This is a genomic window from Terriglobia bacterium, from assembly GCA_020073085.1.
Taxonomy (GTDB): domain Bacteria; phylum Acidobacteriota; class Terriglobia; order JAIQFV01; family JAIQFV01; genus JAIQFV01.
The window spans coordinates 382578-407260 of the sequence record JAIQFV010000001.1; the positions used below are offsets into that span (position 1 = coordinate 382578).

Here is a 24683-nt window from a genome sequence, read left to right on the forward strand (position 1 = left end):
TTCGTTGCCGGAGAGTCCCCTTTCCCGGATGCAATTCGACGCCCGTGGTTCAATAACCGGGTTTCGTGCTCTTTGATCATCTTGAATTCGCAACTGAACCAGACCTGTGGGTGGGCGTGAGTCTCTCATGACCCACCCATCAAAGCCCTGGTTTTGATCTAACGTCGGTCTCCCCTCCTCTATTTCCAGATCCTTGAGCCGTCTATTGAGTCGAATGGTTCATCCCTTGATGGACGTCTCTCCGGGCAGAGCCTCTTTGCGCAAGGGCACCGATTCTCGGATACTGAGGTTTGAGGACTATCATTCCCAGATTGCATTAACTCCTCGGGTGGCATGTGTTATAATGACACACCGTGTGCTCTTTGAACTGTATTCGGAGGCTAAGCACGAGCCGAACAGTCGACTTGCTCACATACCAATGGATGACCGGCCTTTCGTGGCCTGGGATGAAGTAGACAACTGACCTCCTCTCCTCAACCCATCGATTTCCACCTGTTGAGTTCGTGTCTCCAAGGAAGTTACCTGCTCATCCTTATGAGGTAGCTCTAATCGACACAATCAAACACAATCCACGCGGCCGAAGGAGAAAAACGATGTCTATCAAAACACTCTCTTTTGCGGCGAGTGTGACCGGGCTTTTGTTTTTGAGCGGGGCTTTGTGTGCCCAGGTTCCACATTTCGTCCTCAGTGGCACGACCGCTCAGGTTCGTGTGCACGGACAGACGGAGGTCATGGGTGATTTGGCATTGACCTGCGATGTGTCCGGAACGTTTCCACCCTCCTCTTCGTTCACGGTGCTTTACGCCCCCGTGTTTGGCCTGGTGAATTCCACTGGTGGCACATTTACCGTTGCGAACGCCCAGGCCTCCAATGCGCGCCAGTCCCACGTCGAGAGCGAACCCGCCACCACGGGGATTGTGATTGGCACCGCCACGCTGAATGCGGTCACGCCCAAAAGCCTCACGATCACCCTATCCGGGACTGCGGCAGTGGGCGATGTCATCCGTGTCGCGGGGATCCGCGCCAACATCGGCGAGGCGAATTTGCCTCCCGGAACTCCGGTTTCCGGCACCCTCGTCGCCAATCCCCCTAATGCCTTCCAAATCGACAATGTATCCAGCTTCCCCGTGGCCTTCGTCCTGGATGAGATCCAGGTCAAAGTGACACCGGCAGCGCCTTTGGTGTTCTGCGATCCCAGCCACTGCCAGGTTGGAACTGTCACCGTCACGGAGCGTTCTCCATCGGCGTTAACCTCCTTACTGGAAGAGAATGACCTGCAACGTAAGCCCGGCGCCCCCGGAGCGAAGGCTGCCACCAACGGCACCCAAGTGAAGATTGTCCTTGCCAGTATATCGCCGGGAGTTACGGTGTCGGTCCCCCCTTCAGTCACCAACGCGACGCTGACTCTTTCCTTAAACGGGGCGTCCCCCTCTTTCACAAACACGTCTCTGACCACCCCGACGGATACTACTTTCACGTACAATGTGATCGCCGATGACCCGACCACGGTGGAAAATATCAGTATCCCGGTGACCTTCTGTGCCACGGCGGTCCCCTTTCCCGCGGTATCTTCGACTATGACGGCTCAAGTCCTGATGGGCCCCAATGCGGGCTCCGGGTTTACGTCCGAGATTCCGTCAGGCAGTATCTTGAGTTTTGTCCCGAACCCGCTGAGTGTTCCTCCCGGACCGATTGAAGGCCTCTCGGGCCCACCCTGTCACACCAACCTCAAGGTGCAAAATGTTTTGGTGACTCCGGACAGCGGCCCTACTGCAACGCATATTTCAGTAGCGTTCACCATCGCCAACCAGGGCAATGGAACTGCCAGCCCCACGACGGTCTCTCTCCGCCTGAACACCTCGACCACCAGCGTAAGCGCAAGCGATTTCCTTCTCGCTACAGTTCAGAGCCCGGTTATAGGACCTGGCGCCACCTTTGATGGCTCCCAGACGACAACCATTCCGTGTCCCCTGAATCCGGGCGGCTATGTGGTCTGGGTGGTCGTTCCAGGGGACCAGAGCAGAAATGAATTCGATACCACGGGATTCGGCCACTTTGCGGTTCTCAGTTCCTCGTGCGTTAGCGCAGTTTCTCCCGCCAGTCAATCTTTCACCGCCAGTGGCGGAACGGGCAGTGTCATCGTCCAGGCACCAAACTCCTGCAATTGGACGGCAAACAGCAATTCCCTCTCGCTCTCGGTTGCCCCCGGGAGCAGCGGCAGTGGAAATGGCACAGTGGACTTTTCTGTGGCGCCCAACTCCAATACCAACCCCCACACCGGGACAATAACCGTCGCGGGATTTCCTTTCATCGTGGTCCAAGCGGGGAACAACCCGGGCAGCTTCAGTACCACGCTGACCGTGGGGGGCGGCCTATCGAAATCGTCGCTCAACCAGGGCCCGCTGTCAGTCTTTTACGGCCAACTCGTCGGCACAACCTCCTCTCAACCGGTCGCGCTCGCGAACTTCGGATTTTCACAGAACGGAGCGCTGATCTCTGAGGTCGGGGTTCCGGCCTCTTCCTTGCTCTCGCGCACCAGGCTCTTTGTGGACCTCGGGAGCGGGTTGGATACGGGTGTTGCGCTTGTCAATCCCAACGACACCTCCATTTCGGTCCATTTGGAGGCGAAGGACGCTACCGGTCTGAGTATTTCCCAAGGGACCCTGAACCTCGGCCCACGCGGCCATACAGCCCTCTTCGTCAGCCAGATGGGTTTGAATCTGCCGACCAATTTTCTGGGGACTTTGACCCTTTCGAGCTGCAACCTGTTTGGTGTAACCAACCTGCGGAACGCCACCAATGGGCACGGGGAGCTCATCTCGACTGCATTGCCCCTGGCCGATTTGAATAGTCTTCCTCCCGGAGCAAACTTGATCTTCCCTCAAATCGTGGACGGAGGCGGTTTACCCACACAAATCCTCTTGATGAACCCCTCTGCCACCGCATCCAGCTCGGGAACGATCTCCTTGTTCGGGGATGACGGGGCGTCGTTGTCACTGGACTTCGGTTCCGGTCCCCAAAGCTCCCTGAATTATTCGATGCCGCCCGATGGGATGGTGAAATTTACGACAACGGGCCTGGGGGCGCTGCGCGTTGGTTATGCCGTGGTCACGCCCTCATCTGGCGCCCTGCCGATCGGAAGCGGGATCTTTACCAGTAAGAGTGGGGCCAGCGTCTCTTCTCAGGCCGGGGTGCCGAATTCTCCCCAGACCACAGCAGCCCGGCTGTTTGTGGAAGTTGCCGCCTCGCCATTGAGCCGCAACACGGGTCTCGCGATTATTAATCGAAATGCCGCGACGGCGACAGTGAATCTCAATCTGGTTGGTCTCGATGGCACGCCTTTCTCCGGTAGTTTGACCATTCCTCCCAACGGACATGTGGCGAGATTCATCACCGAACTGATTCCTTCGCTGCCCCCGAACTTTCAGGGGGTATTGACACTGAGTTCCAACGTCCCCGTCTCTCCCCTGACGTTAAGGCTGACGAAGAACCAGCGCGCCGAAGATATTTTCTCAACCCTGCCCGTCGCCGATCTGAACAATCCGCCGGTAGGATCCCAGTTCCTTCCTCAGATTGTCGATGGCGGGGGATTTCAGACTCAATTGATCTTGCTCAGCACTTCCACCATCACGGGGGCCGTTCAACTCGATTTCTTCAACGACGGGGGGGCGAGCGTGGGACTAACCTTGCGTTGAAGCGGTAAGGTCTGTCTCAATCGGGTTTTCCAGAATGAAGTTTTGGATCCTCAGGGGCGATCGGCTCCGGCTGATCGCCCCGAACTCTTTCGATGTATAATGCCTCCCTCCCCAAACCCCTGCCCTGCTTTTACTTCTTGACGATCTCCCGATGAAGATGAAATTATAGGCAGTCCTCACGCTGTCGCGACAATGATCCTGCCACACCCGAGGCTGTGGTGAGATGACCCGACGGACACCCCGAGTTACCCTTTGGTCGCGGAGTCAGTCTTGTGTCCGGGGAATCCCCGGGTCGCTTGTTATTCGGTCTCGTGAAGCTCAAGAAAGAATGTTGGTGCTCCCATGGGTCGCCACATTCAAATCGGTTCTGTCCAACGCATCGGCGGTCGCTGCCGGTCCAGAATCTGAAGTTCTCCAGGAGCCTCAATGCCCACGGCCACAGAAGATCTGCTCTCTTCCCGACACAAAGAACTCGCCGCCTTATTCCCGAAATGGGAAAAAACGAAAGACTGCATCGACCAGTTCATCGATATCATCTTGAATTACCGGCAGAGCGGCCACCCGGGAGGGTCCCGATCCAAGGTGCATGCCCTGTTGACGACTTTGTTGAGTGGCTTCATGCGGTGGGACATCCGGCATCCCGAAAATCGCTTTGGAGACCGGTTTCTTTTGGGCGCGGGCCACACGGTTCCATTAATTTATTGTACCCTCGCCGTCTTGAATGAAGCGCTGCGGGCCAAATATGAACAGACGGGAGACCGCCGGTATATGGTTCCGGAACCCCAGGAGCGGCAGCTGACATGGGAAGACCTGCTCGGCTTTCGCCGCAACAAGGGACTGGCGGGGCATGCGGAACAAGAGGGAAAAACACTGTTTCTCAAGTTTAACACCGGACCCTCGGGTCATGGAATTCCAGTGGGCGTGGGCGAAGCCATGGCCCTGAAGCGTGCTGGAGCCATGGGAGTGAAGGTCATCCTCTATGAAGGCGAAGGCGGACTCACTCCCGGCTCGGCCCACGAGTCCAAGAATTCAGCGTGGGGGTTGGGCCTGGACAATCTCTACTTCTGTATCGACTGGAATGATTTTGGAATCGACGACCGGCCGGCCAGTTCCGTCGTTCGGGGGGCGCCGGTGGATTGGTTCCAACCTTACGGATGGCGCGTGTTTGGAACAGACCAGGGGAGCGAGTGGGAGACCATTGTGGATCCCTTTATCGGAGCCATGGTCGCCGACAATCCTTCCAAGGTCCCCACGATGATCTGGTTCAAGACCCGCAAAGGCCGCGGGTACTTGAAGTACGATAACAAATCCCACGGCTCCCCTCATCCGATGAACCATGAGTTGTTCTGGCAGACCAAAAAGGAATTCATGGACAAGTACGGCGTGGAGTTCGATGGCTACGGCCAGCCCGCCCCCAAGGATTCTACCGCCATCAAAGAACAATTCAGGAACAATTTGAAAGTGGTCGCTGATGTGATTCGTGCCGACCAGGAACTCGTCGATTATCTTGCCGATCGCCTGGTGGAGATTGGCGAGGGGGTCCCAAAGGATATTCAAGGCTTCCGGCTGAAGACGAAGAGGAATCCCGTTCACGACGACCGCCTTTACGATTATCGGAACTATCCCTCGGAACTGTTCCTCTCCCCGGGCGCCAAAGAGGCCAACCGCGCGGGGTTTGCCAAGTGGGGAGCCTGGGTGAATGCTTTCTGCAAGAAAGAATACGATCGGCCGCTGTTTCTGGCGATGTCGGCCGACCTGGCGGATTCCACTAATATTTCCGGATTCGCCAAGGACTTTGGCGACACAAAAGGCTATGGCTGGTATGAACGTGATAAAAATCCCGAGGGAACACTGCTTCCCCAGGAAATCACCGAGTTTTCCAATTCCGGTCTTTCCGTCGGTATTGCTTGCGTCAATCTTTCAGAGAAACCCTTCGAGGAGTTCAACGGGTTCTACGCGACTTGCTCCACTTACGGTTCATTCGTTTATCTGAAATATGGTCCGATGAGGCTGTTCAGTCAATTGGCGCAGGACTCGCAGATCAAGACGGGAAAAGTCATCCTCTGTGCGAGCCACTCCGGGCCGGAGACCGCTGAGGATTCGCGCACCCACTTCGGCATTCTGGCGCCCGGTGTCACCCAGCTTTTTCCCGATGGCAAGTGCATTGATTTGCATCCGTGGGAACACAACGAAGTCGCTCCCGTGCTGGGAGCCGCGATGAAAATGGACGCCGCGATCATCGCGCTCCATCTCACCCGTCCTGCGATTGAAATTCCGGACCGGGAAAGGCTTGGCATCGCCTCCCATTTTGAAGCGGCCCGTGGCGCCTACGTGCTTCGTCCTTTTCGATCGGGCCAGAAACCGATGGGGACGATTCTGGTCCAGGGGACTTCGACGACGGCCAACGTGGTCAAGATCCTGAAGGATCTGGATGAAGCCAAGCTCAATGTCAAGATCATTGCGGCCATCAGCCCGCAACTGTTTGCGGCGCAAGAGGCCGCGTATCGAAGCACCGTGTTCCCGGAGAAAGACTGGATTGATTCGACGGTAATCTCCAACCGGGGCCGGCGCCTCATGCACGACTGGATGATGACCAAGATCGCCGAAGAGTACGCCATGACTTCCGACTGGGACAACCGCTGGCGCACGGGCGGAAGCGTCGATGAGGTTATCGAAGAGGCGCATCTTTCGCCTCCCTGGCTGCTGAAGGGCATCGAGCGGTTCGTGCGCGATCGCGACAAACGCCTCCAGCGGATCCAGTCGATGCTTGATGCGGTCAAGGGCTAGCCGATTCCTGGCCCCGCGGGGCGCAGGCTGCCCTTCCTGCCGGGTTGTACTTCTCAGCTATTGGCCGCCGCTAAGGTATCGGCCTTCCCTCAACCTGCGTGGCCCTTGCGTGCAGCCGACTGGTGGCCCAGCTGGTGGGAGATTCGGCGCGCAGCGTCTTTCACCAGGTCCGCGATCTTCGACATGCTGGAGCGGTCCACCTGGCTCGTCGTGCCGCTGACCCCGACGCTCGCCACGGTGTCTCCCAGGGCATCGAAGATCGGCGCCGCCACACAACGCACCCCCAGGTTGTTCTCCTCGTCGTCCACCGCAAATCCCCGGGTTCGTATGTGTGCCAGCTCGCGCGAAAATTGCGGGAGGGTCGTTATCGTCTTTCGGGTCCGGCGGGTCAGTTCGAGGCCCTTCAAGAGCGCCTCCGCTTCCGACTTTGGCAGATGAGCCAGTATCGCCTTCCCCACACTCGTCGTATGCACCTCCATGCGGCGACCCACCCACGTGTCCATCTTGATAAAGCCGGGAGCTTCGACCTTTTCAATGTAGACCGCCTTGCCCCCGTCCAGGATGGCCAAATGTGCCGTCAAGTGGACGTGCTCCACGAGGTGATGAAGGGCCGGAATCGCCAGTTCCCGGATGTCGAGGCCGCCAAGGACACCACGGCTGAGGCTGACCACCTTGAGCCCCAGGCGGTACTTGCCGGTGGTGCGCTCCCGGCGCAGGTATCCCCGCTGCTCCAGCACCCGGAGGATGTAACTGGCCGAGCTTTTTGGAATCCGCAGCTTGCGGCTGAGTTCCGCATTGGTCATTCCCCCGCTGCGCTCGGAAATGGCCTCCAGCATGCCCAGCGCCCGATCCACCGCCGATGACGCCTGTTCCGCTGCTCCACGCATACACTGTCCCCTGACCGATCGTCTTGCCGAATCTCATCCTAACAAGCCCCCTCGCCGCTGTCAAAGGCATGGTTCGCATTATGAATTTGCGTTCAGCATATTGAACAAGACGGAAGTTGCGCTTGACAGCGCCCGCAGACCGGCTATGATGTGCACTGAATTGAATAACTGTTCAATATATTGAACACCGGCCCGAGGGCTGGAAAGGCCTTCCGCATTGCGCTGGGACCGAGGGGATGAAAACGAAGGATTCCCCGGTCGCCTCCAGCATGCGGCTCACCGCCGGGGACTAACTGGTCTGAACCAACGCCGGACCCGCATTTCTGATTTGCAGGGGCGTTTTCCTGGAATTGCTCGATCGATCTTTCTAGAGGAGAAGAGACATGAAGAACGATCTTCAGGCAGCAGAACTTTCTGAACAATGGGCCACTCACCCGAGATGGAAGGGGATCACGCGGCCGTACACGGCGGATGATGTCATCCGGCTCCGCGGCTCCATCCAGGTCCAGCACACCCTGGCCGAAATGGGAGCCGAGCGGCTGTGGCATTTGTTGCACTCCGAGCCTTATGTGGCGGCCCTGGGCGCCTTGACCGGCAATCAGGCGGTCCAGCAGGTCCAGGCCGGACTCACGGCCATTTATCTCAGTGGCTGGCAGGTGGCGGCCGATGCCAACAACGCCGGCCAGATGTATCCGGACCAGAGCCTCTACCCGGCCGACAGTGTCCCCCACGTGGTGCGCCGAATCAACAATGCGCTCCAGCGGGCCGATCAAATCCAGCATGCGGAGGGTCGCCCGGGGCCCTACTGGTTCGCCCCTATCGTGGCGGATGCGGAAGCCGGCTTTGGCGGCACCTTGAACGCCTTCGAATTGATGAAATCCATGGTCGAAGCGGGCGTCGCGGGGGTCCATTTTGAGGACCAGTTGGCCTCCGCCAAAAAATGCGGCCACATGGGCGGCAAGGTGCTGGTGCCGACCCAGGAGTTCATCCAAAAGCTCGTTGCGGCCCGACTGGCGGCGGATTTGATGGGAGTGCCCACCCTCCTCGTTGCAAGAACGGATGCCAACGGGGCCAACCTTCTCACCAGCGACGTTGACAAGCGGGACCGGCCGTTTCTGACCGGCGGGCGGACCGTGGAAGGATTCTTTACGGTGAAGGGCGGGCTGGAAGCCGCCATCGCGCGTGGACTCTCATACGCCCCCTACGCCGACCTGATCTGGTGTGAAACCTCGGAGCCGAACCTCGAAGAAGCCCGCCGTTTCGCCGAAGCGATTCACGCGGAATACCCCAGCAAATTGCTGGCTTATAACTGCTCCCCCTCCTTCAACTGGAGGAAGAAACTGGATGATGCCGCCATCGCCCGCTTCCAAACAGAGCTTGGAGCCATGGGATACAAGTTCCAGTTCATCACCCTCGCGGGGTTCCATGTGTTGAACCTCGGCATGTTCGAGCTGGCCCAGAGCTACAGGGAGACCGGGATGACGGCCTATGCCCGGGTGCAGGAAAGCGAGTTCGCTCGGGAAAGCGACAGCGGCTACCGGGCTGTCAAGCACCAGTCGTTCGTGGGGGTGGGATACTTCGATGATGTCACACAGACGATCGCGGGGGGAACTTCCTCAACCACGGCGCTGGCGGGGTCAACGGAAGAAGAACAGTTTTCGCAACCCGCGTCAGCTCACGTCCCTGCTCCCTCGGATCCGCTGATGATCGATCCATCGCAGTTCCCTTCCCTGTCCGCGTGAGGGGATGCTGAGGAGCCGAGACCAGGGTCGTTCGGGGATCCCGGGAAAGCCTGATCCATCTCCGGTGGAGCTCCAGGACAATGGCCTCCTCCCACGTTTTGGAATTACAGGTTGATTTCCCCCATTCACGGTCCACTCCATTCAGGTGAGAGTACGAGGCAATCTTCGAGATTGCCTTCGTGCGTCTGCCTCATTTGAGCCTGGGGCTGGCTAGTAACCGGCCCCGGATCAAATTCGAATGAACCTCTTAGAGCTCCCAGCCGCGTTTTGACCGCCTTGTCCTAGGGCTGGTGAATCTCCTTCAGAGCGGCTAGAAATCTATCATTCTTCATGAACCGCTGGAACGAGGAGTCTTCCTCCGGGTGGGGCATTTGTTCTCCGGCAATAACGTTGTCCTTGTATTGGAAGGCACGCTTCAGAAAGCTGATGGTATTGTCCAGATCATCCATTTCGGCATAGGTGCAGGCGAGGTTGTAATAAAAGAGGGGATAACGATCATCCTTCGACAGACCGTACTCAAAGGTCTCTTTGGCTTTTTTCATGTCCCCCGTCATCCCATAACACATCCCCAAATTATCGATGAGAACATGCCACCAGTCTTTCTCGAGCGTGGATTCTTTCTTCTCACGATCCAAGGCCTTCTGGTAGGGCCCGATCGCCTTCACAAAATCTCTCTTGAGGTAATAACCGTTCCCCTCGGTGACATAAGCCCAGGTGGGATCAATCGAGGGACTTGAGTCGACCGTCGAGGAGTGGTCCGGAGTTGCTGCAGTCGGAGCCGGGTTGCCCGGCTTCGGCTCAAAGTGAACTGACTTCACGACATTCTCGAAAAGAGGTCGGTCCGCGGGTTTGTAGAGAACTTTCGACAAATGCAGATCCACCCAGAATCCGTCTACCACATATTCCGCATACATATTGTACTGCTGCACCGGGATTCCCTTGTAAGCCGGGAGGAGGTATTCAAGGATGCTGATCCCACCTATCTCAGACTGGGCGACATTCTTAGGGTTCTCAAGCTGTGGCTGGTTGCTCTTCCAAACAAAATCGCGACAAGACTTGCTATCATTGCACTTCCGGGCCGATTCAATGAAGAATGAAATGTTCAACTGATTCTTATTATCTTCCAGGAGAAAATATCCCGAAGAGCCTTCGGGCTTAACCTGTTGGCTCTTGACCTCCACGTTGTCTCCGTCAATCAGGAGAATCCAAGGCGCCTGGGGGATGGTGAATCTCAGTTCTTTCTTGGTGGAAGTCGCTGCGCAAAGCAGAGAGGTTCCAAGTCCCATCAAGAGAGCAAGCCAGCTGATCGTGATTCGCTTCATGCACGGCTCCTTTACATAGATGCCGCCTATTCGAAGAATCGCTTTCCGAACAGTACCCCACGGAGAGCGTCTGCAGGCAGATGTCGGTGTCTGTTCCCCACTCTTCCGACCTACTCGAATGGGCATGTGGTTGTGAAGTCTATCAGGTTCTTCTGCCTTTCTGAACACTGGGCGTTCTCCAGGCAGAGGGTCAACACGCCTGTGAGCACTTACCGCTTGCGCTTTAGATTCCATCGGCCGATGGCCACTATCGCTCCGTCCGTCAGGACGATCCGGGCCTCGCCTTCGAGCGACCGGCCAGTGAACACGCCTTCGTACTTTACGACGGCACCGCTGACCCCCTGCGGCTGGATGAAGGATACTCCGGTTTCAGTTAGCACGACCTCGGACACCTGAGACGTCATATCGTCCCGGGGATTTCCAAAGCGGACCTTCAATTCCCCCTGCCAATCCTCGCCGGTCCGGGTCAGGTGCAGTTCCATCGTGGCGGGCCAAGCCATTGCCCGGGAGAAGACGCGCGTCTCTCCCGTCCAGGATCCTTCGAGATCCGCCGGTGTGGGTTTGCGCCCGGCGGGCAGTGCCGTGCGCTGGGGCTCGGGCGGCGGTGAGACATTCAAGTAACCTCCGGAGGTCTCCAGCTTTTGGTGCGCCTTCCACGCCGTCTCTTGGATGAGCTCGGCAGACGATGCCGAAAGCCCCACGAGCTGCACTTTTTTGTCATCGGTGATGCGGCCGGTGTCGTCTACAGCAGGTCCTGAGATTTCGTGCGCCAGCCCTTTGGGGCTCCGGCCGGTAAAGGTCGCATAGAACACGCAGGCGGCGAGGTATGTCCCTGCGGGTGAGGGATGAGAACCATCCTGCCAGTAGGGGTCAACGGCTGAACCTTTTGACCGGAGGTCCTGCCAAGCCATCCCGACCGGGGCCATCCGGGCATGTCGCTCGCGCGCGATCTGCATATAAGCATAGTCCAACAACTGCTGATTTTGGACGGGAGCGTTACGCCGTCCCCACGTGGAATAAAAGACTGTGTTCGCGCCTGCCTGCCGGATGGCTTCGTCGAAAAGACGTGCATACCTGTAAAAATCATCAGGAGAGCGAATGGTCGGCAAACCGTCCAACATGGGGCTTGGGCCGAGCGAACTCTGCTCTTGCAGCACCACATAATCCCAGCCGCCATGCTGGATAGCCCATAGCGCCGCCCCCCTTTGCCAGTGTTGTTCGAGGGTCGCTCCCCCTGCCACAACCATCCGGGCCTGGATGCGGGAGTCTGTGCCCGCCGACAACGACAGTTGTTCCAGCATTTCCGGAAGGTTGTTGTAATAGGTGTAACTATTCCCGACAAAAAGGACCCGCAGCGGCTTCCGCCGCGGCTGCGGCACCGGCGCGTGGGGAGTAATGCGGGAAGCCGTCACCAAAAGCAAACTCAACAGCACCCAGTGCAGGACGGCGGCACGCAATGCTCTGCCTCGCGACCGCCGTATCGCCCTCTCGCTACCCAATTCCACAAAACCGTTATAGAGCGGCCTCTTCATCTGGGTTGTTCAAGTCCCTCCCGGGTTCACTTCCTGAAGCCCAAGTGCATTCTAACGACAACGCTGCCTCCGTTCGATTTACATCCGTTTAGAACTAGAGAGGACGGACCATTCATTTCGCCCCCAGGCGTTTCGCCCAGGGTTCAGGCAGGGCGTGCAACAACTCGAGAAAGACTCCGTTCGTCCATCCAAACCCGACCACGTTCTGCGTGTAGCCCTCCGCGACATGGGTCTCCGAAGATCGGGTCACCACATTATATTTTTCACGAATCGTCTTATCGCGCCGGAAGTTCTCAAGCACCATCGCCAGGAATTTATAAGAGAGGCGATCGGCATCCTCGTTGAACCCATAGCGTCGCAACCCTTCGATCGCAATCAGATGAACGGGAGCCCAACCATAGGGAGAATCCCATTGCGCGCCCGAGGCCGTCTGACTCATCGCGAGTCCACCCGGTTGTTCAAAGAGCTTCAGGTTCTGGCGAACCATTCGCGCCTGTTCCGGCGAAGCGAGTCCCGCCCAGAGCGGATAGAGGGTCGCAGCGAAGACATAGGAAGACGGGGTGTGACCCTCAAAGTCGTAATCGAAGTAGAGCCCGCGCTGTGAGTTCCAAAGAAACTTGTCCATGGCCTCACGTCGTTTCTCAGCCCGCGTCCGCCATTGGGCCGCCTGCTGAGCTTTTCCCAGAATCCTGCTGATTCGCTCCAAGTCCATCTCAGTTTTGTAAAGCAGGCTGTTCAGGTCCACCCCGGCAAAGTGATGAGTCGCCGCGCTGAAAGGCCCGAAGCGGAACGAGACGTCAAAGCCCGACTCGCGCATGCTGCGGTCCCCTTTGTAATATTCGCGCGAAAGACTCACCCCTTCAACGGGGGTGCAATCTTTCGTGGACTCTGCATCCGGTTCGCAGAGTTCGAGAGGAAAAAGCGGCCCGATGGCCTGCGCGTCGCGCGGCTTGTCCCCGGATCGAACGAGATATGAACCCGTTTCCCTGGGCGATGCGAGAAAATGGCGGGCAACCTCCCGATAATAGCCCGGGGAGTCCGCCATTTCAGGTACGGGTCCATTGCCGAAATCGTAGTAACGTGAAAGGCCGGTATCGCCGGCAAGATGTGGCGAGCGGGTCCAAAAGCGGTGGTCTCTGACGGCATAAGGATAGGCCTTCTCCAGCCATGCCGGATCGTCCTGCCCCTTTGCTTTTTCGGCGTCGTATAGGGCGAGAATCATCGAGGTCAGGAAAGGGGGCTGTGAGCGGGTTAAATAATAAGTGCGGTTGGCATTCAACACTCCTCCGTAATGGTCGATCTCGAAGAAGAAATTTTCAACGATCCCCCGGGCGAGATCGAGCCTTCCATCTCGCAGAAGGCCCCGCAGGATAAAATAACTGTCCCAACCATACATCTCGTTGAACCGGCCGCCGGGAACAACATAGGGGTGTTCCAGATAAAGCAAACCGGGCGGCTCAATCTTGGCCGGGTCAACCTCACCCAAAGTTGAGATTTCCCGGGGAAGGTGTTCCACATGAATCGAACAATCCTTTTCCAGCCCCTTTACGTCGGGGGGCACCGCAAACCCTGCAGGAAGATACAAGACGGACCGCTCGGACTCTTTGGGGTCGAGGACCTCGTTGCACGTCGTCATTGACCGGGTTAGAGAATCCCAGGACCGTGAAATATACCCAAGGATGTCTTTCATACCCTGCGTCTCCTTCGCGACTTGCGGTCCGGCGGCGGATGCAGCCCTTCCAAGCAGCAGGACAGCCAGAAACAACCCTGCCACAATCATCGCGCGACCCACTTTATTTCTCATGGCTCCAAACTATAGTACGGCCATTCGAGTTCCGCAACCCGCCGGAAGATTTCCCTCCAAGGGTTTTCGCCTCATTGACTTGACCCGCATAGACCGCAACCAATCAGGGCGAGTTTGCAGGAGTTAGAAGTTTTCCGACCGAGCTAAGATCTGCATCAACAACAGGCGCCCAGGCAGTTCGAAGAAAACTTCTTGCCAATTAAATAGGTTCATAAGGCAGTGCTGATGCCCAGCTCGATCGCAACCGACACGCGTTGATTTCGAATCGGCCATACCCCAACTCCGTAGGAGTGAAATATTTATAGACTACCCACACCGCATCCGCCCTATCTTGGTTTAACCCCGTCAGGGGTGGCATAGGGGCTGCGAGCCTGCCCTCCTCCACCGGGCTTGGCCATGGATCTCTCCTCGTGGATGAGCTTGGCAGTTTAGATGTCACCCCTGACGGGGTTAAATCGAAGAGGAAAAGAAGGGCCCACCGGACTATAAATATGCCACTCCTACGGAGTTGGGTCACCGCTGCATCAGGAGGAAAGCAGGTTATTGGGGCTGTTTCACTTCTCTTTGGGCGCGCGTGCTGGGAACCGACGCTCTGCTATCTTCATCGAGTCAGAATCTATGCCCAAACCGACACAGGCCGGAACCAAACAGTGTTAATCTGCAGGAGTTCGATGTTTCCAGACCGGCCTAAGATCTGCATCGACAACAGGCGCCCAGGCAGCTCGAAGAAAACTTCTTGCCAATAGAACCGGTTGATAAGGGATCAATTCCTCAGAGGACCCAATTCGAAGCTCCCATGACCTTCTCTTTTTTGACGATTTCGAAGGGCCTCTCCTCGTGTTATGATCCGCTTCGGTCGGAACCCGGAAAACCAATAGTCCTCAAGGAACAGCCTTGGCGGTCTCTGTCGCTCATTCGAAGATTGTGTATGACGCCTTAAAGCGTTGCGGCATCCGTTTACTGTCCGCCCTCCCGGAGACCTGGCTCGTCCATCTGATCCGGATGGCGGAAGAGGATCCTGAGATGACGCTGGTCCGGCTGGCCAAGGAGGAGGAGGGGATCGGAATTTCGGCAGGCGCCCATTTTGCCGGTGTGAAGTCAGCCCTGTTGATGCAGAACCATGGCTTTCTGGCTTCGATCAACGGGATCGTTTCCTTTGCCCATCTCTACAAAATCCCTCTGCTCATGCTCATCAGTTATCGCGGGACATTTGGAGAACGCGATCCCTGGCAAACGCAGGGCGGAAATGTCACCGAGCCGTTGCTCCAGGCGCTGAGAATTCCCTACCACAGGCTGGATTCTCCGGAGATGGTGGAACGGCGTATTCGTGAGGGCCAGACGCTGGCGGAGAGCAGTCTTCAGCCGGTGGCCCTTTTATTGACTCGCGACCTGATGTGGGAGGAGTGATGCTGCGAATCGAATGCCTTCGGGCGATTTATCCGGAACTGGAGCGATCCCTCGTCGTCACGATCATGGGAGCGGTCGCTGCGGAACTGCAATCGCTCGGACACAAACCGAATTTCTTTTACCTCCAGCATGCCATGGGCCTCGCTTCGTCCCTGGGGCTTGGACTGGCGCTGTCGTTGCCGCATCAAAGGGTCGTAGTATTGGATGGCGACGGATCAATCCTGATGAACCTCGGAAGCCTGAGCACCCTCGCCCGATACCAACCAAAGAACCTTGTTCATGTCATTTTCGACAATGAGAGTCTGCTCTCGGTGGGAGGCTTCCCTACTGCCACCTCCGCCGGAACAGATCTGGAAGGCATCGCCCGGTCATCCGGGATTCCCCGGGTTGCGACCGTCCGGAGCATTGAGGATTTTCGGGATTGTTTTTCGGAAGCCATCCAAGGCGAACAACTCACAACGCTGGTGGCCAAGGTAGAAGCCAAGGGGCCTCCAACATTCCTGACTGATCTGACGCTTCTGGAAAATCGGATGGAGTTCCAACGACACGTCCGATCGCGAGCCAAAATTGACGCACCATTCACCCGGGTGGAGAAACCATGAGTAATGCCCTTATTCAATTGATTCAGGAACTCACGGCCGGAAAACTCCATGTCGTGGATCTCACACAGCCCCTGAGCCCTGAATCTCCTCTACTGGTTTTACCCGAGCCTTGGGCCAATACCCCTCCCTTTCGGATGTGGGAGCTCTCCCACTATGACGAACGCGGACCGGCGTGGTACTGGAACGCGTTTGAGACCGGGGAGCATACCGGGACACACTTCGACGCCCCGGTGCACTGGGTCAGTGGAAAAGATCTGCCAGATAACACCGTCGACCGGATCCCTGTGAGCCGATTTGTTGGTCCTGCCTGCGTCATCGACGTCGCGGCAGATGTGAAATCGAATCCGGACTTCCTGTTGACTCCCGAGCACGTCACCGCGTGGGAGCAGAAGCATGGCCGGATCCCAGCCGGAGCTTGGGTCTTGTTGCGGACGGGATGGTCAAACCGACATGCCGGGCAGGATACCAACTACTCGGGGGATGAAGCGCCCCGTACCCCGGGATGGTCGTCCCAATGTTCGAAATTACTCGCTCATGAACGGGACATTCTGGGCGTGGGGGTGGAGACCATTGGAACTGACGCGGGGAAAGCCGCCGGCTTTAGTCCGCCTTTCTCGAATCACTATTTCATGCACGGAAGCGGCAAATTCGGCCTGGCCAGCCTGTGTAACCTCGACCAACTGCCCCCCACCGGCGCCATCGTCATTGCCGCGCCCTTGAAGATCGTCAACGGCTCGGGAAGCCCAGTCCGGGTCCTCGCGATCGTTCCCGCCAAGAGTCCCCATCCCTGAACCGGGCGGCCGACAAGGCAGCCGCGCATCTCTCCCACCGCGGGGTGGCGCACACATCGCGTTCTCCGCGATGTGTGCGAGAAGGGATCAATCCGACCTATCTACTCATGTGAATCTGTACCCCGGGAGCTCCGCACACATCCCCAAGAGCGGAATGTGTGCGCCACCCAGTCCATTCCGGTCTTTGCGACTCTGTGGTTCGTGGCTCGCCCCAAGCCCCTACTTTCTCCCCAAAAACCGGATTCGAGCCGTGAACACCCGTCCCTGAACTCCATTCAGACTTGAAAATCCCGGGGAGTCGACGTTGTTGTTGATTCCGGCTGCGTTCTGATGATTGGTGATATTGTTGAAGCCGGCGCGCAGCGCCAAATAGTATCCCAGCAGGTGAAACCTTCTTTCCATGTGCAGGTTCAGGGAAAAGAAATCGGGCAGGCGGCGAGAGTTTGGCGCTCCAACCAGGAATTGATTCTGGTCAATCACACTGAACGGAAATCCAGTGCGCCAGTCAAGAGAGTAGAACAGATCAAACCCCTTGATCAGGGGATACCCGCCCCAGGAGAGAAACCGGTTTGGAGAGTCCCAAGGAAGCGGCCCTCCCGCCTGCTGAGAGAAAACGGGGTTTCCGAGATTGAAATCGACCACGGCATTGGAACGAGCCGCGGACCGTGTATACGAGGCGAGGAATGAATAACTCCCTTTGAAAGTATGCCGGACATTGATCTGAAATTCATCAAAGTGATCCTGCCCCTCATTGGTCAACAAAAACTGACCGCCTGCCCCACCGGTCCCGATCGCTTCCGTGTTGACGAAAGCGAAACCGCGGGTTCCCCGCCTCTCAATGAAATTCATACCCAAATCCACTGAATGCGGAAGGGTTCGCTCCAGCCCGATGCTCCAATTCAGGAATCGAGGGGCTTTCAGCGCTTGCTCGTTGACGAGGAACGCCGTCAGGACAGGCGGGCCAAGGGGTGTCAATCCATCGGCCGCAAAGGTCTCATCGATTCGTTGTCCTCCCAAGGGGCGAGTGACAAAATCCAGGTTCGTGGCATCGTGGTAGAGACCGATTCCCACTGACAATTTCGTTCGGCCATCCGGAGTTAGAAGATACGTCGATGCCAGCCGGGGAGAAATCAGCACGTCGCGAATGATCTGATCCCAGTCCTGACGAATCCCGATTTCGAGCAGGAGCCGGTCCGACAACGACCATCGATCCTGCACATAACCCGTCCACTCAGAATTGGTTCGTCTGAAGCTTGGGTTTCCCACAAACGTTATCAGGCGCGCGAGCGTTCCATCCTCCCGGACGATGGAGATCGGCTGGCGTTCCAATGCTTGTTGATAGGTGACATGATCGATATCCGTCCCCACTTTAAACTCATGCCGGCCGTGCCATTGCATGGGAGGCAAGGTCACGTTGGCCTTCCATTCAAACCGCCGCGCCTCCCCATGGTCGGTTTGGAAGAAGCTACCGGTGGCGCCCTCGGGGTGGAGCAGGAAGGGCAGTCCACCGGATTGCGGGGCATCATCGGTCCGGAACTGATTTACCGCCATCCCCACTTCCAGCAGCATGCCGTTCCGAAAGTAGATTTGGTCGTTGATCGTCGCCAGGTAGGCGGATTGTCTTTGATCGATGGTCGAGGGCAGCGGGTTGGAAAGGGACAAGCCGAAATTCGGGGAGTGAAATTGATTGATGAGGACACTCGCCGTCAAGATATTCGCCGGGCTGAGATTGATTTGCGCCTTGGCGAGATTGCTCCATCGCCAGGCATGTGTCCGGTCGGCCCCCACAGGCAATTCGTCGACGATGTTCAAATCGTACTCGCCATCGAGGGCGTCAAAAAACCAGACCTTCCCTTTCTTGAGCGGACCCGAAAAAGTGGCCCGGGGGGTCCACTCATTGAAGTTCACCCCCTTGCGCGTTTGAAGGGAGGGGACAAAGTTCGTGGCGGAAAAGCGGAAGTGATCATCACCCATTCCCGTGAGCATGCTGAGAACCGCTCCTGAGCTTTTCCCGTATTCGACCGGGATGCGGCTATCCTGGATGTTGACGGATCGAACCGCATCCGCGCTGACTCGCAGATCGAGCAGTCCCGTGACGGGATGGGTGATGTTGAATCCATCGAGCAAATCAAAAATCTGATACGTGGCGGCCCCATTGACGTGAATTTGCCCGGTGGCATCCGGCAGCACTCCCGGGATCAACGGCAGCGCCTGGCGGATGTCCCGAGTCGTGGGATACGGGAGATTGACGATGTCCTGCCCCGTCAGTCCTTCGCTACTTGTGGTTTTCTCGGGATCGATGGCGGGAGGGGAATAGTCCACATTCATGACCTCGTGCAATTCCTGGAGGTGGTTGAGAGTGATCTCCACGGCCTGGGTTTCACCCACACGGGGTTCATCGGAAGTGACTACATAGAATCCTTCCTTCTCGACGCGCAGTTGATAACGACCGGGAGCCAGATTTTCAAACTCGAACCGACCGGTGTGATCCGTTCCGCCCTTGACGATCCGCGCGCCCTCCGTTGAAGTGAGCGTCAGTTGAGCGGCGGAAACAGGAACCCCATTTTCGTCGATCACTGTGACCACAAGTTTCTGGCTCCCAAGCCGGGCGGTAGTTGAGGGCGCCTGTACAGGAGCCTGACGGAGGGATGGAGGCTCTTCCCCCGGGAGAGCCTGCGGCAGCGCAAAAACCACTGAGAATGAGGCCCCGGAAAAGAGAAACAGAAAGGCGGCCCGGCGAAACACACGTCGAGCCCCGAGGCCGTGACGAGTGGACTTGCAAGGAGAATGCCCTCGAACTCCACTGGGACCGACTTTAACCGAATGCACGGCGTTACTGTCCTTAGTGAATATTCTTCCCGGGATGACGAATGGTACGTCCCCGCTGAACCCTATGACTTGATATTCGAATGGATGCAACTTCCGCGTCTTTCGTTGTCACCTCGACGCTCTTCAGTTCCAATGGCTCGAACCGCCGTGGATGACGCAGCAGGACCCAAGGCTGAAAAGAATTGGCGGCGACTTGAGGGTTCATCCTGACTTGACATTTCGGTGATGGTATCCTGAGGCCCCGTCCGGGATGGGGGGAGCTTCTTCCTCGGTCTGCAAATGGCCCTCTCCGTCGGTCGCCCGCACCACCAGTCCGTGATTCCCCGCGCGGGTCGGGGTCCACTCCTTGTGCCACAGGGCCCATGAGTAGGGAGAAATCGCTGGTTTAATTTCAGCCCGCTCCCAGGTCTCTCCACCGTCCATAGAAATCTCGACCGATTTGACTCCGCGATCGCCGGCAAAGGCGATTCCGGCAACCGCCGTGCTGCCTTGAAATGATTTTCGTGGGACATCAATGCGCGACAAGGTCTTATATTCCGCCTTGTCATCCCAACCGCGCGCCTGCCAGTATCCCTTGAAGTCGTAATCGACCGCCTCAATCCGGGTGATCCATTTGACATTCTTCATCCCGTAGATCCCGGGAACGATGAGGCGAAGAGGAAATCCATGGATCGCATTGAGCGCCTCCCCGTTCATCGCGTAAGCGAGTATTGTCCCCTCCTGCATGGCACGATCCAGTGGAATGGAATCCGCATAGTGGTCGCTCGCGTGAAGCACAATCTTGAGGACCCCGGGTTTGAGTTTAGCTCGTTCAAGCACATCTCTCAGTCTCACGCCTCGCCACAGGGCATTGTCGATCAGGGCCCCCCCCACCGTGTTGCTGATACATTCGAGGGTCGCGTACTGCTCGATTGCCGGGAGGGCCTTGATGTCGGAATAAGTGAGGGACAGCGGGTTCTCGACAAGCCCGCCGACGTCGAGTTTCCATGAATGAACTTCAACGTGGGGGTCAAAAGCGTTCTTGGAAACCTGATAGAAGTCAGCGGTGGGCGAAACTTCACGAGCGAGCCCGTCGATATCAGGGAAAACCCCGCTCCCTCCCGTGATCAACCCAGCGGTATTTTGTCGCAACCACGTCCACAGAGGACGTGCAATGATGTCGTAGATGCCCGCTGCGACGAGGGTATAGCCCAGGCCGGTCATCACCTGCCGCCGTGATAGCCATCGCTCGCCTACCCGGCTGAACCAGGAGTTCCTGCCGATTCGCTCCTGGAAAACCCCTCCAAAAAATCCGACAAAGAAGCCGTAGCAAGCGTACACGAAAAGAAACCAGACAGAAACCGGGACTATCCCGAGGGGCGATTTCCTTGCAATAAAACCAAAACCGAGCAAAGGCATCGCCACCGTCAATGTGAACAACCAGAGGAAGAGACTGAATAGGGCGATGGAGAGTGGACGCCGTCCTTTCCGCAGGCGAAGAAAAAGCGAGGCCGCCGCCGTCAGCAGGGCCACATAAATCACCGCGCACCCGATGAAAGCAAAATGTTTCGCAAACTCACCCAGCAGGCTTACGGCAAATTCCACCAGGCTGATGGGCACGACGGCAAACAGGCGCTCCGTCATCAACTCCGGGATGGTGGGTGCGCGAAAAGCAAAGCGGACCACGAGATTCAGCGCCACAGCGAGGATTGAACTGAGCAACCCCACCTGCCATCGAATCTCCGCTTCCGCAGGGGCCGATGGCTTCCTTCCTTGAAGATCGAGTTTCAACAGGTCCACAAACCTTCTCCTTGTCCGAGCGAAGCTCCATGAGGAGATGCACGCCGAAGAGGTCGACTCCGCAGCGAGCGAAGCCCTCTTTGCGGGCGGGGCACACCGCCTTCCCTGGACACTGTTTCTCCGAAGAATTCAGCCTACTCCAAGCGAAGACAGACTTCAACCAAAAGTCCGGAGGAAGGCGAAGACACGCGTGCAACCTAACCTGGAGTCAGAGCGGTCGACGACAATTCGCTCTTCCATGTTTCGGAGGCCTCAACCGGGAGATTCAAGCTGCCTTGACTTTTTCCTACCAGCGTTTATAGTTCTTTTGGACCATTCATCCGGCACCGGTTCCTCGCCTGGCCCGTCCACTGATTTCGTGCCGTGCGGTTGGAAGGGGGGGTTGCTTCCAAGGAACTGGCACGAACTGAATTCCAGTTTCGCTTCCTGTAGATCGATAAGCATGATCGGAAAAACCATTTCTCATTACCGGATTGTGGAAAGACTGGGTGGCGGCGGCATGGGCGTTGTGTATAAAGCGGAGGACCGCCGCCTCGGCCGGTTCGTTGCACTCAAGTTTCTTCCTGAAGAATTCTCACAGGACCCCCAAGCCCTGGATCGTTTCCAGCGAGAGGCCCGTGCGGCCTCCGCGCTGAGCCATCCGAACATCTGCACCATTTATGATATTGGGGAAGACTCGGCCGGGGACGGGATTCAGCGTTTCATTGCTATGGAGTACCTTGATGGGAGCAGTCTCAATCATCTTATCGAGGGAAAACCGCTTCCGTTGGACCGCCTGCTGGAACTGGCCATCCAAACCGCGGATGCCCTGGACGCAGCACACGGGCAGGGCCTTGTCCATCGCGATATCAAGCCCGCCAACATCTTTGTCACCTCTCGCGGGCAGGCCAAGATCCTGGATTTCGGCCTGGTCAAAATGACCAATCCGCCCCACGCGAGAATTTCCAGCAGCCCGCAAGAGCCCACTGTCGTGGTCCCACCGACGGAGGCCCATCTTACCAGTCCAGGCAGCACCGTGGGGACCATCGCTTATATGTCTCCCGAACAGGCCCGAGGCCAGGAGTTGGATGCCCGCACCGATCTGTTTTCATTCGGGGCCGTCCTTTACGAAATGGCGACCGGGCTGCAGCCGTTTCGCGGGGAGACCTCCGCTGTCATCTTTGATGCGATTCTCAATCGCGCGCCCGTGACTCCCGTCCGGTTGAATCCTGGCCTTCCATTGCCGCTCGAGGAGATTATTAACAAAGCGCTTGAGAAGGACCGGGAACTTCGTTATCAAAACGCATCCGATCTGCGCGCGGATCTCAAACGGTTAAAGCGCGATACGGACTCGGGCCGCTCCGCTGTGGTCGGCGCGTTCGTTGCGTCCGAACCGGAGATGCCTTCCTATGGCCGCACCGTCGAGCCTGCCCTTCCGGCCGCGGGTTCCGGGAAACCCGCGGCCTCGTCCGGAAGCGTCGCCAAGGTCGAGGCGGGGAGCGAGACCCGCAAGGGCAGACGGCTCTGGCAATATGGCGCTCTCGCAGCCGCCGCCGTGATCGTGGTGGTGGCAGTCGCTTCCTTCTATGGTCATCGCGCCCGAGCGCTGACGGAAAAGGATTTCATTTTACTCACTGATTTCATCAACACTACAGGGGACTCGATGTTCGACGGAACCCTGAAGAAGGCCCTGGCGGTGGATTTGGAGCAGTCCCCGTTCCTGAATGTTTTTCCCGAGGAGAAGATCCGGCAGACGCTGAAGTTCATGGGGCGCTCGCCCGAGGATCGGGTGACCACCGAGGTCGGTCGGGAAATCTGCCAGCGCAACGGAATTAGAGTCATCCTGACCGGTTCGATTTCGAATCTCGGCTCGCAGTACATCGTCGGCCTGGAAGCAACTGACGCCAGCACCGGCGACTCCCTGGCCAAGGAGGAGTCGCGGGCCGCCTCCAAGGAAAAGGTGCTCGGTGCCCTCGATAAGGCCAGCGCCGGGGTCCGTGAGAAGTTGGGGGAGTCGTTGAGTTCTATTCAGCGATTTGATAAGCCTTTGCAGGAGGCGACGACATCTTCACTCGAGGCCCTCAAGGCGTTCACCCTCGGAGACGCGAAACGGAACCAGTTCGAAGAGCTGGCGGCAATCCCCTTCTACCAGCATGCCATCGAACTGGATCCGAATTTTGCCCTGGCCTATGCGCGGCTCGGCACGGCCTACCACAACATCGGCCTCAGCGAGTTGTCCGAGGAATACCAGCAGAAGGCCTTTGATCGCAAGGACCGCGCCAGTGAGCGTGAACGACTCTATATCACCGCACATTATTACGCCGATCGGCATCAGATCGAAAAAGGGATCGCGGCCTATGAAGTCTTCAAGCAGACCTACCCGCGGGACTCTGTCCCATACAATAACTTGGCCCTTCAATACGTCGCTCTGGGACAATTTGAAAAGGGGCTGGAAAACGCCCAAGAAGCTATCCGCCTTGCCCCGGACTCGGTTTTCGGATACGGCGTGGTTGCCGAGGCGTTCTGCGCCCTTAACCGTCTGGATGAGGCCAAGGCGGTGGTGGAAAGCGGGCTGCAACGCGGAGTCGGCGGCAACCAGCTCCATGGAAACCTCGCGATGATCGCTCTTGCACAAGGGGATAGGGCCGCCATGGAACGGGAATTCGCGAGCTTGAAGGGCACCCCCCAGGGGGAGCTCACGATTCTCTTTACCGAGATGGGCTTGGCCGCATCGCACGGACAGATGCGCCGCACTCGTGAAGTTGCGAGGCGAATCACGGATACTGTGCATCGTTTGGGCCTGAAGGAGGGTGAGGCGGGCGTGTATGCCCAGGAGGCCGTTCTGGAAGCGGCGTTTCTGAATCATTCACAAGCGGCTGAGGGCGCCGCAAAAGCCCTGGCGATCTCGCCAAGTCCCGATGTGACGATGACAGCGGCTTTAGCCCTGGCCCTGGCGGGCGCCGACAACAAGGCCCGGGAATTGGCTGCAGACTTGGCTAAGCGCCGCCCTGAAGATACCATCGTCCAGTACGTGTTAGTCCCAGCCATTCAGGCGATCCTGGAGATGAACCACGCCAACTATGCAAGGGCTCTTGAGTTGCTAAATACCGCCTTGCCTTACGATCGCGCCAATTCCGGGTCCCGTTATACACGGGCCGAGGCACTTCGATTGTCCGGCCGCCCCAAAGAGGCTGTCCTGGAGTACGAGCAGATTCTAAGCCTTCGCAATTTCAATCCCAGCGATTCCATCTTATCCCTGGCGCATCTCGGTCTGGCCCGCGCTTATGCCGCACAGGGGGACAAACCCAAAAGCCGGATCGCCTATCAGGATTTTCTTGCCCTATGGAAGGACGCAGACCCGGATCTTCCACTCTTAAGAGAAGCCCAAGCCGAATACGCCAAACTCCAATAGAAAGCCGCTCCGCTCGCCTTGACTTTTTTCGAATGCCGTTTATAGTTCCTGTGAAACCCTGAATTACACAGAACTCGATAGAGCCTCTCTTGACCCGGTTCTTGTCGGAGGCAAT

13 protein-coding genes are annotated in these 24683 nt (G+C 57.5%); 7 read left to right on the forward strand and 6 right to left on the reverse strand.

Features of this window, described 5'->3' with window-relative positions; genetic code table 11:
- The first annotated feature begins 593 nt into the window (after positions 1-593).
- Together LAO21_01540 and LAO21_01545 are read left to right on the forward strand one after the other, a co-directional pair.
- Positions 594-3695 (forward strand): hypothetical protein, encoded by a 3102-nt coding sequence (locus LAO21_01540; protein ID MBZ5551372.1) that lies wholly within the window; start codon positions 594-596, stop codon positions 3693-3695.
- A gap of 426 nt (positions 3696-4121) precedes the next feature.
- Entirely contained in the window at positions 4122-6482 is a 2361-nt protein-coding gene (locus LAO21_01545) for a transketolase (GenBank protein MBZ5551373.1), read from the forward strand.
- Positions 6483-6571: 89 nt separating this feature from the next.
- On the opposite strand, the gene LAO21_01550 is transcribed toward LAO21_01545, so the two are convergent.
- Positions 6572-7369 carry an IclR family transcriptional regulator gene (locus LAO21_01550; protein ID MBZ5551374.1) on the reverse strand — a complete coding sequence of 266 codons (798 nt, stop codon included), beginning with the start codon at positions 7367-7369 and terminating at the stop codon, positions 6572-6574.
- 383 nt (positions 7370-7752) lie between these two features.
- Between LAO21_01550 and aceA the strand changes: the two genes are divergently transcribed.
- Positions 7753-9111 carry an isocitrate lyase gene (gene aceA / locus LAO21_01555; GenBank protein ID MBZ5551375.1) on the forward strand — a complete coding sequence of 453 codons (1359 nt, stop codon included), beginning with the start codon at positions 7753-7755 and terminating at the stop codon, positions 9109-9111.
- A 281-nt stretch (positions 9112-9392) separates the two neighbouring features.
- Here the strand turns inward: aceA and LAO21_01560 are convergent, their stop codons facing one another.
- From LAO21_01560 to LAO21_01570, 3 genes are all read right to left on the reverse strand, one after another.
- A complete protein-coding gene (locus LAO21_01560; GenBank protein ID MBZ5551376.1) occupies positions 9393-10433 on the reverse strand; it encodes a tetratricopeptide repeat protein in 1041 nt (346 codons plus the stop codon).
- Positions 10434-10642: 209 nt separating this feature from the next.
- Positions 10643-11965 (reverse strand): SGNH/GDSL hydrolase family protein, encoded by a 1323-nt coding sequence (locus LAO21_01565; protein MBZ5551377.1) that lies wholly within the window; start codon positions 11963-11965, stop codon positions 10643-10645.
- 112 nt (positions 11966-12077) lie between these two features.
- On the reverse strand, positions 12078-13769 hold the full coding sequence (locus LAO21_01570; protein ID MBZ5551378.1) for a trehalase: 1692 nt from the start codon (positions 13767-13769) through the stop codon (positions 12078-12080).
- An 894-nt stretch (positions 13770-14663) separates the two neighbouring features.
- On the opposite strand from LAO21_01570, the gene LAO21_01575 reads away from it, so the two are divergent.
- The 3 genes from LAO21_01575 to LAO21_01585 are packed head-to-tail and all read left to right on the forward strand — an operon-like array spanning position 14664 to position 16569.
- The gene (locus tag LAO21_01575; protein MBZ5551379.1) at positions 14664-15176 is read left to right on the forward strand and encodes a sulfopyruvate decarboxylase; all 513 of its coding nucleotides are present in this window, start codon (positions 14664-14666) and stop codon (positions 15174-15176) included.
- Positions 15176-15778, forward strand: a complete 603-nt coding sequence (locus LAO21_01580) for a thiamine pyrophosphate-binding protein (protein MBZ5551380.1) — start codon at positions 15176-15178, stop codon at positions 15776-15778. Before LAO21_01575 ends, LAO21_01580 begins: the two co-directional genes overlap by 1 nt.
- Entirely contained in the window at positions 15775-16569 is a 795-nt protein-coding gene (locus LAO21_01585; protein MBZ5551381.1) for a cyclase family protein, read from the forward strand. Before LAO21_01580 ends, LAO21_01585 begins: the two co-directional genes overlap by 4 nt.
- A gap of 219 nt (positions 16570-16788) precedes the next feature.
- On the opposite strand, the gene LAO21_01590 is transcribed toward LAO21_01585, so the two are convergent.
- Both LAO21_01590 and LAO21_01595 read right to left on the reverse strand, forming a co-directional pair.
- On the reverse strand, positions 16789-19155 hold the full coding sequence (locus LAO21_01590) for a TonB-dependent receptor (GenBank protein ID MBZ5551382.1): 2367 nt from the start codon (positions 19153-19155) through the stop codon (positions 16789-16791).
- 444 nt (positions 19156-19599) lie between these two features.
- Positions 19600-21177 carry a molybdopterin-dependent oxidoreductase gene (locus LAO21_01595; protein MBZ5551383.1) on the reverse strand — a complete coding sequence of 526 codons (1578 nt, stop codon included), beginning with the start codon at positions 21175-21177 and terminating at the stop codon, positions 19600-19602.
- A gap of 442 nt (positions 21178-21619) precedes the next feature.
- Here LAO21_01595 and LAO21_01600 point away from each other — a divergent pair, with 442 nt between their 5' ends.
- The gene (locus tag LAO21_01600) at positions 21620-24568 is read left to right on the forward strand and encodes a protein kinase (GenBank protein MBZ5551384.1); all 2949 of its coding nucleotides are present in this window, start codon (positions 21620-21622) and stop codon (positions 24566-24568) included.
- Positions 24569-24683: the final 115 nt, after the last annotated feature.

Coding starts and splice junctions, on each gene's coding strand:
- LAO21_01540 (MBZ5551372.1), top strand. CDS start 594: ATGTCTATCAAAACACTCTCTTTTGCGGCGAGTGTGACCGGGCTTTTG.
- LAO21_01545 (MBZ5551373.1), top strand. CDS start 4,122: ATGCCCACGGCCACAGAAGATCTGCTCTCTTCCCGACACAAAGAACTC.
- LAO21_01550 (MBZ5551374.1), bottom strand. CDS start 7,369: ATGCGTGGAGCAGCGGAACAGGCGTCATCGGCGGTGGATCGGGCGCTG.
- aceA (MBZ5551375.1), top strand. CDS start 7,753: ATGAAGAACGATCTTCAGGCAGCAGAACTTTCTGAACAATGGGCCACT.
- LAO21_01560 (MBZ5551376.1), bottom strand. CDS start 10,433: ATGAAGCGAATCACGATCAGCTGGCTTGCTCTCTTGATGGGACTTGGA.
- LAO21_01565 (MBZ5551377.1), bottom strand. CDS start 11,965: ATGAAGAGGCCGCTCTATAACGGTTTTGTGGAATTGGGTAGCGAGAGG.
- LAO21_01570 (MBZ5551378.1), bottom strand. CDS start 13,769: ATGAGAAATAAAGTGGGTCGCGCGATGATTGTGGCAGGGTTGTTTCTG.
- LAO21_01580 (MBZ5551380.1), top strand. CDS start 15,176: ATGCTGCGAATCGAATGCCTTCGGGCGATTTATCCGGAACTGGAGCGA.
- LAO21_01585 (MBZ5551381.1), top strand. CDS start 15,775: ATGAGTAATGCCCTTATTCAATTGATTCAGGAACTCACGGCCGGAAAA.
- LAO21_01600 (MBZ5551384.1), top strand. CDS start 21,620: ATGATCGGAAAAACCATTTCTCATTACCGGATTGTGGAAAGACTGGGT.